This window comes from Anoxynatronum sibiricum, from assembly GCF_039414295.1.
Classification (GTDB): domain Bacteria; phylum Bacillota; class Clostridia; order Peptostreptococcales; family Tindalliaceae; genus Anoxynatronum; species Anoxynatronum sibiricum.
Window position 1 is genome coordinate 15,097 of record NZ_JBCITM010000024.1, and the last position, 13,375, is coordinate 28,471.

Annotated in this window: 12 protein-coding genes; all 12 read right to left on the bottom strand. The window is 48.3% G+C overall.

Features of this window, described 5'->3' with window-relative positions:
* Window positions 1-150 precede the first annotated feature (150 nt).
* Window positions 151-801: a CoA transferase subunit B gene (locus AAIG11_RS15915; RefSeq protein WP_343187222.1), complete on the bottom strand. Its 651-nt coding sequence runs from the start codon at window positions 799-801 to the stop codon at window positions 151-153.
* Window positions 801-1,454: a CoA transferase subunit A gene (locus AAIG11_RS15920; RefSeq protein WP_343187223.1), complete on the bottom strand. Its 654-nt coding sequence runs from the start codon at window positions 1,452-1,454 to the stop codon at window positions 801-803. Before AAIG11_RS15920 ends, AAIG11_RS15915 begins: the two co-directional genes overlap by 1 nt.
* A 115-nt stretch (window positions 1,455-1,569) precedes the next feature.
* On the bottom strand, window positions 1,570-2,397 hold the full coding sequence (locus AAIG11_RS15925; protein ID WP_343187224.1) for a Cof-type HAD-IIB family hydrolase: 828 nt from the start codon (window positions 2,395-2,397) through the stop codon (window positions 1,570-1,572).
* 137 nt (window positions 2,398-2,534) lie between these two features.
* Window positions 2,535-3,563, bottom strand: a complete 1,029-nt coding sequence (locus tag AAIG11_RS15930) for an inorganic phosphate transporter (RefSeq protein WP_343187225.1) — start codon at window positions 3,561-3,563, stop codon at window positions 2,535-2,537.
* Window positions 3,564-3,700: 137 nt separating this feature from the next.
* Entirely contained in the window at window positions 3,701-4,507 is an 807-nt protein-coding gene (locus AAIG11_RS15935; protein WP_343187226.1) for a 5-deoxy-glucuronate isomerase, read from the bottom strand.
* Between the two features lie 64 nt (window positions 4,508-4,571).
* Window positions 4,572-5,426 carry a hypothetical protein gene (locus AAIG11_RS15940; RefSeq protein WP_343187227.1) on the bottom strand — a complete coding sequence of 285 codons (855 nt, stop codon included), beginning with the start codon at window positions 5,424-5,426 and terminating at the stop codon, window positions 4,572-4,574.
* 223 nt (window positions 5,427-5,649) lie between these two features.
* Entirely contained in the window at window positions 5,650-6,729 is a 1,080-nt protein-coding gene (locus tag AAIG11_RS15945; RefSeq protein ID WP_343187228.1) for a transaldolase family protein, read from the bottom strand.
* Between the two features lie 60 nt (window positions 6,730-6,789).
* The gene (iolE, locus tag AAIG11_RS15950) at window positions 6,790-7,686 is read right to left on the bottom strand and encodes a myo-inosose-2 dehydratase (RefSeq protein WP_343187229.1); all 897 of its coding nucleotides are present in this window, start codon (window positions 7,684-7,686) and stop codon (window positions 6,790-6,792) included.
* Window positions 7,687-7,720: 34 nt separating this feature from the next.
* A complete protein-coding gene (gene iolD / locus AAIG11_RS15955; protein WP_343187230.1) occupies window positions 7,721-9,583 on the bottom strand; it encodes a 3D-(3,5/4)-trihydroxycyclohexane-1,2-dione acylhydrolase (decyclizing) in 1,863 nt (620 codons plus the stop codon).
* 16 nt (window positions 9,584-9,599) lie between these two features.
* On the bottom strand, window positions 9,600-10,634 hold the full coding sequence (gene iolG / locus AAIG11_RS15960) for an inositol 2-dehydrogenase (protein WP_343187231.1): 1,035 nt from the start codon (window positions 10,632-10,634) through the stop codon (window positions 9,600-9,602).
* Between the two features lie 127 nt (window positions 10,635-10,761).
* Window positions 10,762-11,790, bottom strand: coding sequence for an ABC transporter permease (locus tag AAIG11_RS15965; RefSeq protein ID WP_343187232.1), 1,029 nt, complete (start codon window positions 11,788-11,790; stop codon window positions 10,762-10,764).
* A 21-nt stretch (window positions 11,791-11,811) separates the two neighbouring features.
* Window positions 11,812-13,326 carry a sugar ABC transporter ATP-binding protein gene (locus AAIG11_RS15970; RefSeq protein ID WP_343187233.1) on the bottom strand — a complete coding sequence of 505 codons (1,515 nt, stop codon included), beginning with the start codon at window positions 13,324-13,326 and terminating at the stop codon, window positions 11,812-11,814.
* Between the last annotated feature and the right edge of the window lie 49 nt (window positions 13,327-13,375).

The following is a 13,375-nucleotide window of genomic DNA, read 5'->3' on the forward strand; positions in this document are numbered from 1 at the left end:
TGCATCAGAAATCGCGGATCTTCTTTAGCTCACTGATAATGTGTTCCTGTTTTTGCAAACAAAAGGAAAGCTCCTTCGGTTAATGACCGGCAGCTGATGCCGGCGTTCTCCGAGGGAGCTGTTTCAGTTTCTTCGATTCACTTAATGTTACTATTCTTCCATCACTTTCAGGTGTTCAGACACAATGAAATCTGCCTCTGTGGCTTCACGAATCTGCTCTACTGTCACATCAGGTGCAATTTCCCGGAGAAACATCCCACCGGGTGTGATGTCAAAGACGCCCATTTCTGTCACAATCAAATTCACTTCTTTTCGTGCTGTCAAGGGTAAGGTGCATTCCTTCAGGATTTTAGGGCGTCCCTTAGCGGTGTGTTCCATGGCCAAAATGACTTTTTTGGCACCCACCACCAAGTCCATGGCACCTCCCATGCCTGGCACCAACTTGCCGGGAATCATCCAGTTGGCCAGATTTCCTACTTCGTCCACCTGAAGAGCTCCCAGTACAGTGGCATCCACATGCCCCCCACGAATAATTCCAAAAGAAGTGGCGCTGTCAAAGTAAGCTGCTCCTTTCAGAACACTCACGGGCAATCCCCCTGCATTCACAATGTCTGGATCTTCATTGCCTTCCAGTGGTGCAGGACCCATTCCCACGAAACCGTTTTCCGACTGGAAAATAATTTCAACACCTTCAGGTATGTAATTAGCCACCAGTGTAGGCATGCCAATGCCCAGATTCACAATATCGCCGTCTTTAAATTCTTTTGCAACCCGTCTTGCAATGCGTTCGCGCACATCCATCAGGCATCCCCCTTTACGATGTAGTCCACAAAAATTCCCGGAGTCATCACATTATTGGGGTCGATTTCGCCCACTTCAACCAGCTCCTGTGCTTCCACAATAACCGTCTTGGCGGCTGTTGCCATCACCGTATTGAAATTGCGAGTGGCCGCATTGTACCAGATGTTACCCTTCTTATCAACCTTCGAACCCCGAATCAGGGCAACGTCTGCCCGCAGGGGTAGCTCCAGCAGATAGTCCTTTCCATCCACAACGATTTTCTGCTTGCCTTCTTCCACTACTGTCCCTACGCCGGTGGGGGTCAAAAACCCGCCCAGCCCGGCACCGCCGGCCCGAATCCGCTCCGCCAGTGTGCCTTGGGGAATCAGCGTCACATCAATGAGCCCTTCGTTCATCATGCGGCCTGTTTCAGGATTGGTGCCAATGTGTGAAGCATATAGCTTTTTTACCTGTCCATTAACAATCAGCTTGCCAATACCCACATTGGGTCTGGCTGTGTCGGTGCAGATAACAAACAGATCCTGGAGACCCTTCTCCACCAACCCATCCACCAGTGTTTCAGGGGTTCCGACGCCCATAAATCCGGGAATCATCACTGTCATACCATCATGTACCAGATCCATTGCCTGTTCCAGTGAGATGATTTTGTTCATGCACAAACCTCCTTCTCGTCAGTTTTTATGTCTGATGCCGCGTTTTCATGTCTATCATACCAGATTCTTAGCGCTATGTCCAAATGTGGTGGCTTTTCTTGCGATTATGCCTTTATTATCCTGCATCGTTTTCTTTCAAGCTTTGTATGGCTTCCTCTAATATTTCTTCCAATCCCAGGTTCCAGGGCCCCTGGGTGATCCGGTTGGCTGCTGCCTTCAGTTCTTCATTGGCATTCGCCACAGCCACACCTGTGCCTGCCGCCCGTATCATCGAAAGATCATTTCTTTCGTCACCCACCGCCACTACTTCTTCCATGGCAAAGCCTTTCAACTTCACCAACTGCTCCAGTGCTGCTCCCTTTGAGGCCCCTGCAGGCAGGATTTCCAGATAATTCCAGTCAGAATAAACAGGCCCAAAATCATAGCCGGCAGAAACAATCAACTCACTGGCAAACTGTTTCAACTCAAACGGGTCTCCAATAATCAGCATTTTAGTGGGATCCTTGTCTGCCAGAGGCGTCAGATTTTCCTGACAACGACACGCAATACCATCTTTTTCCATGTGTTCCAAAACAGCCGGTGTGTGGCTTCTCACGTAGGGCACCTGGTTCACATGCATGATGGTATCCAAAGGAAAATGCGCCAGTAAATCAAGAGCTTTCAAGGCCAGTTCCCTGTCAAGGGTATGCGCCGCCAACACTTCACCAGTGACTGAATCAACAATTTGAGCCCCATTATAGACAATAACGGGAAAGCGAATATGCAACTGCTGAATAAAGGGTTCGATGGCTTTCTTCAATCTGCCGGTGGCCAGGGTAAAGATCCCCCCCGACCTCTGATAATCATGAACCATTTTGACAGTGGTTGAGTTCACCTGATTTCCTGATTCAAAAAGAGTTCCATCCACATCTGAAACAATCAGTTTTATGTGAGTATTTTTCATATGTACCTCCTGTTATTCATCTGTTTCTATATTGAATGCTTCAAAGTTCAAGAAATCGACCACACTGAAAATAAAAAGCTTTTCTGAACGACCTTCTCAGATTCACCCCACCGAACCCAGACTCTTTTCAAGCTTTTTCAAACAAAAGAAAGCAGGAAAAAAGCCAGGATCATGGCTGCCAGGGGGGTGATCACCCAGCCTGCTATGATGGTTCCCAGCATCTTTAGATTCAGGTTGCGACCACCTCTGATAAGGCCAATGCCGATGACAGCTCCCACCACCGTTTGTGATTGAGAGACAGGCACCAGGGGCAGAGAAGGTAACCCGACAGATATCAGCAAAGATTTCAGTCCCTGGGAAGCAAATAAAAACAATACCAGGGCGCTGGATAGTACCACCACCAGGGCCGCCGGCGGCGTCAACCGGTAGATCTGACTGCCCACGGTTTGCATCACCCGATGGGAATAGGTATAGACTCCCAGGGAAATCGCTGCTGCTCCCAGTAAAAATAGCAGTTGCTGGGAGGTGATCATCTGTCGGCCGCTTCCCATCACCAAATCAATGGAAAAACTATTGGTAAACACGCCCATCACATTGGCCATGTTGCTGGCACCCAGGCTATAGGCACCAAAAATACCGGACAGAACAAGCCCCAAACGAATCAAGCGATCCATCTGAACCAAGTGAATGCGGGATCGTTCATGAAACACCTTCATCAGCAGGTAAAGTCCCATGGCAAACAGCGCCCCCAGCAGTGGAGCAACCACCCAGGTGCTCGCAATTTTTGTCAGCACGCTCATATCGATGGCTTCACCACTGTGCAGATTCCAGCCCACCAGTGCTCCCACAATGGCTTGAGAGGTGGATACAGGCAGTCCCCGGCGGGTCATCACCATCACCGTTGCCGCTGCAGTCAGCGATACCAAAAAAGCTTCTTCGATTCTGGTCACCGCTCCCAGGGCTCCAAGGGTTGCCGCCGGACCACTGCCGCTGACCACCGCTCCCAGGGCAATGAAGAGACTCATGAGTAGGGCGGCTGTTTTGAAACGAATCATCCGTGTAGCCACTGCTGTTCCAAAAATGTTCGCAGCATCATTGGCACCCAGCGACCAGCCCATAAACAACCCGGCTGAAAGGTAAATCAGTGTTTTTAGTCCTTCTTCCATCGGGCACCTCCCTGCATCTGTCATGCGCTTGATGCTCTTATTTTACATGATTCTTTGAAAAGCGCCAAACAAAACCGGTCTGTCGAAGAAATTTTCTCCCACAGACCGGTTGAAGGGGCTCTTTACTATTGATGCTTTTACTTATTCGGCCAAATTTTCGCATCCGGATCCAGAAGCCATTTGTGTTCATCCACAAAAATCCGCTCTGAAAAACGGGCTCCTTCAAGATGTCGAATCATCCAAAGATAGTACATGGCGTACCCGGGAACAGCCGTCTGGGGATGCACCAACCCACCAGGCAGCACTGATGTATCCATATGTTGCACCTTGAAAACATCATCACCAATTTCACAGTGACCATACCCTTTTTCCGGGTAAAAACGGTAATGATAGATTTCTGGCTGAGGATGATGGTGAGGCGGCCAGCTGGAATACTTGCCCGGATGATTGATCACTTCTCCCATCACCAGATTGGCATCAGGTGCATTTCGGTCATCAAAAATAGTGCGCACAGTACGGGTCGCTGTTTCATTAAGGGTTCCTGCTCCAAACTGTTCACTCAGGCATTCCTCAGGTGTATACAGTTTGGAAGGAAAAGTCTTTTCGTTATCTGTTTTTTGCTCGGCGATCTCCGTGCCGGAGGCCAGAGCCTTGATAATCACTTTTGTTTTTGCCGGCACATGCAGGCACCAGGGATTTTCTTCAAAGACTGAGTTTCTGGAAGCTTCCTGCGTCTTCCCATCCCATTCATAAACAATTTTTCCCTTCAATAACAAATAGGCTCGTTCCAGGTCTTCTTCATTGTTAATCTCCATGCCTTTGTCCAGGTAATAGATCCCAAAATCCATGAGCATCTCACTGGCTCTTCCATCCATGGCAGTGATTTCATTGTATCCTTTTTCAAATGGCTTTGGAGCAGAGATAATCAGTTCTTCCCTTAGCAATGAAATACCTCCTCATATTATAAGTATCTCTATCAACAATAATCATCACCACATCACATCGTCTTCACATCTGAGGCAGCTGCGCTGCCAGCGTCTGAATTTCCTGTCGATTGGCCGCATCAAAAAGAATGGTCACCGGCTTCTGCTCTTTCAGTTGGATGGTCAGTTTTTCCCAGCCATCATCATTTGATTCTTCCAACATTGTTGTGGCGATTTGATGAAGGGGAATGTAAGTCCAGATCCCACTATATTTTTGGGTGGCAGAAGTGTCTTTTTTTGTTTCCTGTATAAGAATTAACTCTTCACTTGTCAGCAGTGTCAAGTGGGGCGCTGTCTCATGGGTTTCCTCCGAGGCAGCCGCTCCCTTTGCCCGGGGCTGGTACACCATTGAACGTACTCGCTGACCCGCTAACAGGCTTTGTTTCCCATAATTGAGGAATTTCATGCTTTCTTGCATTAATTGGTCCAGCACACCTGCATCGGGTTCAGTTCCATCATTTTTCAGGCCCAGGGCTTTCAATCGGGCATTTTCAATCACAGGAAGAAACAATTCTTCCATCACAGTATCATAGTAGAGTGTCGTTTGGTGATACCCGGAAGCAGTGTGCCCAAAAACCCTTATCCAAGACTGAAGCAGCACTGTCCCGATCTGTATTGCCTGCAACTCAGCAAAATCGTAGATCAGCGTATGAATCCCGTTCCCCTCTTGCGTGTAGAATATCACCTGATCAATTGTCGCTGCCATAACAGTATCTGTCGACGGTTTGCCTGTACGACTGTTTTGGGGAGCATACACCATATGGGGCAATGTCGTGTTCCCTTCAAGCGAATTGATAATTGTCTCCCTGAAAACTTCCGGCACTTCATCTATTGAATTGACTTTGACTGCCCATGCTTTCATGGTTTTTAAAGATGACACGATACCTCCTCCTCTCAGGTTGGGCTGACAAGGCTTTATAAAGCTGAATTATAGGTTTCATACCCGTTGCTCTCAATGATACGCAGCTTATGTCTGCCTGCCCTATCGGAGATCCTTTGAATTATCAGTTGACAGCTTCCATGATCCCGGATCATTTGCATTGGTTCACCGCATCCTGTTTTGCCAGAAAAGCGCCGTTTCCGGCGCTTCAGGCTTCATTGAATTAGCGAATGATGACCATGTACTCCCGGATCATACTTATCAGTTCATCGTATCCACCAAGGAACTGCTTCAGCGTCGTGTTCACGGCGCCAAAAGAATCAAACTCTTCTTCAGACATACCTTCAGCCTCATAAGCTTTGACAAAGTCTGGAATTTTTGCTGCGAGGGTTTCAATGATTTGCGGATCCACCGGGATTTGCATGCGAGGTTCCACTTTCACATCTGACTCATTGAACTTTTTAATCCATTTGTGAGGAATGGTCATGGCCAGGTCACTGCCCATAAACTCCGTCCACTGGTAATCATTGCGATAAGCCGCCGCCAGTAATTGGGTGCGGTACCCTCTTTCGTTGTAAATACGATGGGCATTCTTCATAACAGCAACTCCAGCCCAATCCAGGTACTCCATATCTACTTCAATGCCATCCCGTTTCACCACTTCTTTCAACCAGTCATCAATTCGGCCCACCATAATGGTGCATACCGGATGCATTTGGCTGATGTCTTTGCCTTCTGCTTCCCGCCGTTTCAACCCACGTTCAACAGCTGCTCCGATGGCCAGTGCCTGGGGCACTGTAAAACTCACAGTGGCATTAATGCTCACACCTTGATAGGTAGCTTCTTCGACTGCTTTAACACCGGCTTTGGTCACCGGCATTTTAACCTGAATATTCGGTGCCAGGGTGCTGAAATGCATGGTCTGTTCCAGCAGCAGTTTCCAGTTTCGATAATACTTGGTGTTGGTTTGAATGGAAATGCGCCCTTTTTGCCCATTGGATGCTTCGAATATGGGCATTAGCATTTTGGCACCCGCCTGGGCCATTTCTTCATTTAGTTTCCAAGCGATGTCGTCTTCTGTGGCTTCCGGCATGGTGACCACCATTTCTTTGATACGCTCATCGTACCGTGCTTTGTCTTGCTTTAACACATTCCCCACGATCACCGGATTGGTAGTGGCTCCCACAGCACCATACTCGAGTGCATAAGATAACTCATCAATGGCGCAGGAATCATTCCAGAAATCATTGGACATGGTTTCAGCCATTTCGTGCAAAGGACTTTTATATTGTTTGGAATCCATTTCTTACCTCCTTGGGCAACGACAGTTAATAACGAACCAACAGGCTGTTTATATGATGATTTACAAACCAGTTTTTTCCTTAATAAAGCTGCGGGCCATTTTTGCGTACTCCAGAGGATTGGCCAACGCCGGGTCTTGCTCTGCTTCCACTACAAACCAGCCTTCATACCCGTGATCTGAAAGCACTTTGAACACAGGGTCAAAATCGATCATGCCATCACCCGGCACAGTGAATACGCCCTGGCGCACACCCTGGAGAAAACTCAGTTTTTCCTGTTTAACCGTTTCCATGACCTCCTGTCGCACGTCTTTCAGGTGTACATGGAAAATGCGGTTGATGTATTTTTTCAGGATCATCACATGATCTTCACCGGAGAAAACCAGGTGACCTGTGTCGTAGAGCAGGAACACCTTATTGGGATCTGTCTGCTCCATGAGTCGGTCGATTTCGGCAGTGGTCTGAACGCCCGTTCCCATATGATGATGATACACCACCTTCATATCTTTTTCGGCTGCCAGCTCTCCCAACCGGTTAAGGCCGGTGGTGAGACGGTGCCACTCTTCTTCTGAAAACACGGGTTTCTGATCAATGACCGGCACATCCATTAGTCCCTGAATGCTGTGTCCCTGTTCAGCAACACCAATACGTTTGGCTCCCAGCGCGTGGAGAAAATCACGCTGTTTGATGAAGGCTTCAACGGTTTCTTCCAGAGGTTTTGTGGTTAAAAAGCTGCTGAACCAGGCATTGCAGATTTGAAGTCCCCGTTCATCGAGAGCTGCCTTTAACACAGCTGGTTCCTTTGGATATTTATTGCCCACTTCGCTGCCAACGTAGCCGGCCAGCGCCATTTCGTCAATACAATTTTCAAAGGTATACTCGGCACCCAGCTCCGGCATATCATCGTTGGTCCAGGCAATGGGAGCAACCGCTAACTTTACATTTTTAAATGGATACATGTTTCATTCCTCCAGTGGAAAAGGTGGTTTAGTTTTAATAGGGACGTGCTTTCTTCACCTGTTCAGTCATTTCTTCATGGGCTTTGACAACATCAGGATTTTGCGACACTTCCGGAACCCCCACACGCCACCAGGAATCATAGCCACCGGTCATGCTTCCAGGAAGCACTTTGATATCAATCAGCGTGGACACGGTTTGCTTTTTAGCATCCTCTACGGCTTCCCGCAGTTCTTCAATGGTACTCACCCGGTAGGTTTTCATGCCATAGCCGGCTCCGATGGCTGCAAAATCCACGGGAACGTAGTTTCCATCCAGTCTGCCGGAATTTTCTCCCCGGTAGCGGAACTCATTGGCAAAATCATGGATTCCCTTGGAACGCTGCAGGTTCAGGATGCATTGATAACCTGAATTGTCAAAGAGAAGCACGTTGATCTTAATCTTTTCCTGCAGGGCAGTGAGAATTTCCGAATGCAACATGACAAAACTGCCGTCACCCACCATGGCATAGACTTCCCGCTCTGGTGCCGCCATTTTCACGCCCAGTGTTCCTGATACTTCATACCCCATGCAGGAGAACCCATATTCCATGTGATAGCCATCGGCTTTCTTTGTCTTCCAGAGTCGTTGGAGGCACCCTGGCAGACTGCCGGAGGCACCCACCACAATGGCGCTGTCATCCAGCAGATGATCATTCAGTTCGCCCAGCACCCGTGTCTGGGAGAGCCCTTCTGCCCAGTCAGTTTCATAAAGGCGGGCCACTTCCTGACGCCAGGCGGCCTGCTCTGTGTCTATCCGGTCACCATGAGAGGCCTGATAGCCTGTTTTTTCCAGAGCCTGGCGCAGGGCATTTAACCCTTCCCTGGCATCTGCCACCAGTGGCAGTCCGTCCATTTTCCAGGCATCAAAGTCCAGCACATTTAATCCGATGATGGGTATGCTTCCCTCACCGAAAGCTGTTTTGGATCCAGTGGTAAAATCACCCAACCGGGTTCCTACAGCAATGACCAGATCAGCTTCCCGGGCAATGCGGTTAGCTGCCTGATTACCGGTCACTCCCATACCACCCAGGTTCAGCGGATGATCCCAGGGTAGTGTTCCTTTACCCGCCTGGGTTTCGCCAAAGGGAATCTGAAAAGCTTCAGCAAAGGCGGCAAAGGCTTCACCGGCTTCAGAATAACGAACACCGCCACCACAAATCAACAGTGGCTTTCGGCTTTTTTGAATAAGTTCCGCCGCTCTTGTGACGGCAGCTGTTTCTGGTGTCAACCGATCCATGTAATGAATCCGCTTTCTGAAGAAATCAACGGGATAGTCGTACGCTTCTGCCTGCACATCCTGAGGCAGGCAAAGGGTCACTGCACCGGTGTTTGCCGGATTGGTAAGCACCCGCATGGCATTGAGAGCCGCTGTCATGATCTGCTCCGGTCGGGTAATACGATCCCAGTAACGGCTGACTGGCTTGAATGCATCGTTGGCGCTGATGGTCAGGTCAGTGGGATTTTCCACCTGCTGCAGCACCGGGTCTGGCTGCCGTGAAGCAAAAATGTCTCCTGGCAGCAGCAACACCGGAATCCGGTTCACTGTTGCCGTTGCTGCAGCAGTGACCATGTTCATGGCACCCGGGCCGATGGAGGTGGTCACTGCAAAGATTTCCTGACGTTTTTTCTGCTTTGCATAAGCAACAGCGGCATGAGCCATGCCCTGCTCATTGTTTCCCTGAAAAAAAGTCAGTTCCTCACTGCTTTCCAATGCTTCTCCCAACCCCACGACATTCCCGTGGCCAAAAATACCGAAAGCGCCTTTCACAAACCGATGGGTTTCCCCATCCACTGAAATATACTGATTCTCAAGGAATTTCACCAGTGCCTGAGCCATGGTGAGTCTGATGGTTTTCATAAGGTCTACCTCCCTGCTATAATCCAAACTGCTGCCGGATTTCATCCAGCTTCACCGGCCGGTTTTCCTTGACAGAAAGTGCGGCTGCCAACCCAATCAGTACCGGTTCCAAACCATCCTGCCCGGTAACTGGAGTTGGTGTGTCTTTTTCGATGGCTTCAAAGAAGTCTCTCAGTTCCCGGATGAAAGACTGCTGGTAACGCTCCAGGAAGAAATACTGAGGTTTCTCACCCACAACAGCCTCGCCGTTGCTAAGAACCGCATTGCTCTCAGGCACATTGGCAACTGCCACCTGTCCTTTGGAACCAAACGCTTCAATACGCTGGTCGTAACCATAGGCAGCACGACGGCTGTTATCGATAGTTCCAATGGCCCCGTTGGCAAATTTCAACTGAATCACTGCCGTATCAATATCGCCCGCTTCACCAATGGCCGGATCAACTAATACCGCGCCTGACGCGTAGACCTCTTCCACTTCACTGCCGGAAAGGAACCGTGCCATGTCGAAATCATGAATGGTCATATCCAGGAACATACCTCCTGAAACCTTGACGTATTCCACCGGTGGCGCTTCCGGATCGCGGGATGTGATGCGCAGCAAATGCAGATCTCCAATCTTGCCATCCTTCACCATTTCCTGCGCTTTTGCAAAGTGAGGATCAAAACGACGGTTAAACCCAACCTGTAGTTTTACCCCAGCTTTGTTTGCCGCTTCCAAGGCTTCCACAATTCTGGGAACGGAGGATGCAATGGGTTTCTCACAGAAAATATGTTTTCCAGCCTTTGCCGCTTCAATAATGATTTCTGCATGTGTATCCGTGGATGAACAAATGAGTATGGCATCAATTTCCGGGTCATTCACCAGTTCCCGGTAATCTTCAGTCACGCGTTCAATTCCTTTTTGCCTGGTCCATTCCAGCGCTGCCTCCATGGGGACAGAAGCCACACCTGCCAGTTTAACGCCTGGAAACTGAGCTAAAATATTATCGCCATGTAATTTGCCAATTCTACCTGCTCCAATAAGTGCCACTCGGATTTCTTTTTTGTTCATTACTTATCACCTGTCTTTCATAGAATATAAAACATAGCTTTTCTGTAGATTTTTTTATGGCATTTCAATAATCGCTTCATTTGCCTTTCGCACCTGCAGTCTTCACAACGCCAGATTTGAGTTGCGGTTATTTCTTTCTGGCATTTTTACGCATATCAATGATAACCGCCACAACGATGATCATCCCTTCAATAATCTGCTGCCAGTAGGCATGAACACCCAGCAGTGTCAGTCCATTTCTCAGTACACTCAGCACCAGCGCCCCCACAACAGCGCCCCATACGGTTCCTATTCCTCCAGCATGACTGGTGCCCCCAATGGTGGTGGCTGCGATGGCTGTCAGTTCGTACCCGGTGGCCGCACCTGGATGCACACTGCCCACACGGCCTGCGAAAACGATGGCTGCAACCCCTGCCAGCATACCGCAATAAGCATAAATTAAGATCAGGTTCTTCTTTACATTAACGCCGGATACTTCTGCTGCTTTTATGTTCCCGCCAATGGCGTACACATTTTTGCCAAACTGGGTATTGTTCAGCAATATCCATGTGATGACAATCATGATGCCATAAATGATGACAGGAATGGGCACCACACCAAGCCTTCCCCCCAGTCGTGTAAAGGCAGGGGTCAGTGAACTGATGGGGCTGCCCCCAGTGTAAATCAGGGCAAAGCCACGGGCAATGGTCATCATCCCAAGGGTCGCAATAAACGGAGGGATGCCTGTATAAGACAGTAATCCGCCATTGATGGCTCCAATAAGTGCTCCCAACAGAACTGCCGCCAGAATAGGAACGATGAGAGGCATTTCTCCCAGTCCGGGAAAGAATTTGCTGGTGGCTGATGCCGACTGGCCCAGACTGGCAGCTACGACACCAGTAAGTGCCAAAACAGATCCAACAGAAAGGTCGATTCCTTTTGAGGTGATGACCAGCGTCATACCCAAAGCCATAATTCCGAAAATAGCACTTTGGGTCAGAACGTTGAAAATATTATTAGGCGTTAAAAAATTGGGTCTTAAGATAGAAATTCCGATAATCATAAGAATCAGGACAAAAACAATCCCATATTTTTTGAGAATTTCAATGGCAGCCTGTTTTGCTTTGCCATTTGTTTCATTCTGATTCATTGTCTGTTCTGCCGTTTCTTTTGACATTTTCCTTCCCCCTATGAGCACTTAGGCCAGTTTTTCTTTCACCTCTCCAGTGGCATACCGCATGATTTCTTCCTGGGTCAGGTCTTTACGGTTTTCAATAATACCTGTTACCCGGCCTTCATGCATCACCATAATCCGATCACTCATTCCCATGACTTCCGGGAGTTCTGAAGAGATCATCACGATGGTTTTTCCCTGACCTGCCAGACTGGTGATCAGCTTGTGTATTTCTGCTTTCGCCCCCACATCAATTCCCCGGGTAGGCTCATCCAAAAAAAGAATGTCCGGCTCAGTTAGGAGCCACCTGGCCACCAGTACTTTTTGTTGGTTTCCACCGCTGAGATTTTCAATTTTTTGATAAATACCCGGTGTTTTGACCGACAACGTTTCAATGAATCGATGGGCATCCGTTTTCATTTTTTTATGATCTACCAGCTTGTTTTTCTTCACATAACTTTTCATGTTGGAAATTGTCATGTTTTGAAGTATATTCAGCATGGGAAAAATCCCGTTCATTCGTCGGTCTTCCGTCAGGAGGGCCATTTTATTATTGATGGCATCTTCAGCTGAATGAATGCTGACTCGCTCACCATCAATATAGATCTCACCTTCAGCCGAACGAATACCGAACACAGCCTCAATCACTTCTGTTCTGCCGGCACCCACCAATCCGGCCACGCCCAGAATCTCCCCTTTGCGCACCTGAAACGACACATTCTTAAAGTGTTTTCCGTTGGAGAGATTTTTGACTTCCAGCTTCACATCTCCAATTTCACAGGCGACTTTGGGGAACATTTCGGTGATGTCCCGTCCCACCATCAGTTTGATCATTCGCTCCACTGTCAGGTCAGCCGTCTTCTCTGTTGCAATATACTGGCCGTCCCGAAGCACTGTCACTTTATCGGTAATGGCAAAGATTTCATCCAGTTTATGTGAAATGTAGATGATGCTTTTTCCATTTTCTTTCAGTTTTCGCATGATGCTGAACAGTTGATCCACTTCTTTGTTGGTAAGCGCCGATGTGGGCTCATCCATAATGATCAGCTTTGCATTGTATGAAATTGCCTTGGCAATCTCAATCATTTGCATTTTTGCCACTGTCAAATGGCGCATTTCTGTTCTCGGATCTTCCTTAAGATCGATCATTTCCAGCACTTCTTTGCTCATCTCATACATCTTCTTGTGATCCACCAGACCCAGCCGGTTTTTGGGTTCACGCCCCAGCCATATGTTCTCCATAATGGGCCGGTGCTCCACCGGATTCAACTCCTGATGAATCATGGAGATTCCCATGTTCAAAGCATCGGCCGTCGAATAGTTTTCTATCAGTTTTCCATCAAAATAAATTTCACCTGAAGTCGGTGGATGAATACCAATCAGACACTTCATCAGCGTCGATTTTCCTGCCCCGTTTTCGCCCATGAGAGCATGAATTTCACCAGGCCCCACGGTTAACTCGGCACTTTTCAGTGCCTGGACACCAGGAAAGTTTTTGATGATGTTTTTCATTTCCAGTACATGCGGTTGTTCCGTCATTTCGCACCACCCCAACTTAATCTTTCATCTGATGTTGAGATGGGGAAAG

What these genes read in the sequence shown, in the direction of transcription:
- AAIG11_RS15930 (WP_343187225.1), bottom strand. Translation starts at nt 3,563, where the DNA reads ATGGAAGAAGGACTAAAAACACTGATTTACCTTTCAGCCGGGTTGTTT.
- AAIG11_RS15970 (WP_343187233.1), bottom strand. Translation starts at nt 13,326, where the DNA reads ATGACGGAACAACCGCATGTACTGGAAATGAAAAACATCATCAAAAAC.
- AAIG11_RS15925 (WP_343187224.1), bottom strand. Translation starts at nt 2,397, where the DNA reads ATGAAAAATACTCACATAAAACTGATTGTTTCAGATGTGGATGGAACT.
- iolE (WP_343187229.1), bottom strand. Translation starts at nt 7,686, where the DNA reads ATGTATCCATTTAAAAATGTAAAGTTAGCGGTTGCTCCCATTGCCTGG.
- AAIG11_RS15945 (WP_343187228.1), bottom strand. Translation starts at nt 6,729, where the DNA reads ATGGATTCCAAACAATATAAAAGTCCTTTGCACGAAATGGCTGAAACC.
- iolG (WP_343187231.1), bottom strand. Translation starts at nt 10,634, where the DNA reads ATGAACAAAAAAGAAATCCGAGTGGCACTTATTGGAGCAGGTAGAATT.
- AAIG11_RS15915 (WP_343187222.1), bottom strand. Translation starts at nt 801, where the DNA reads ATGGATGTGCGCGAACGCATTGCAAGACGGGTTGCAAAAGAATTTAAA.
- AAIG11_RS15920 (WP_343187223.1), bottom strand. Translation starts at nt 1,454, where the DNA reads ATGAACAAAATCATCTCACTGGAACAGGCAATGGATCTGGTACATGAT.
- AAIG11_RS15965 (WP_343187232.1), bottom strand. Translation starts at nt 11,790, where the DNA reads ATGTCAAAAGAAACGGCAGAACAGACAATGAATCAGAATGAAACAAAT.
- iolD (WP_343187230.1), bottom strand. Translation starts at nt 9,583, where the DNA reads ATGAAAACCATCAGACTCACCATGGCTCAGGCACTGGTGAAATTCCTT.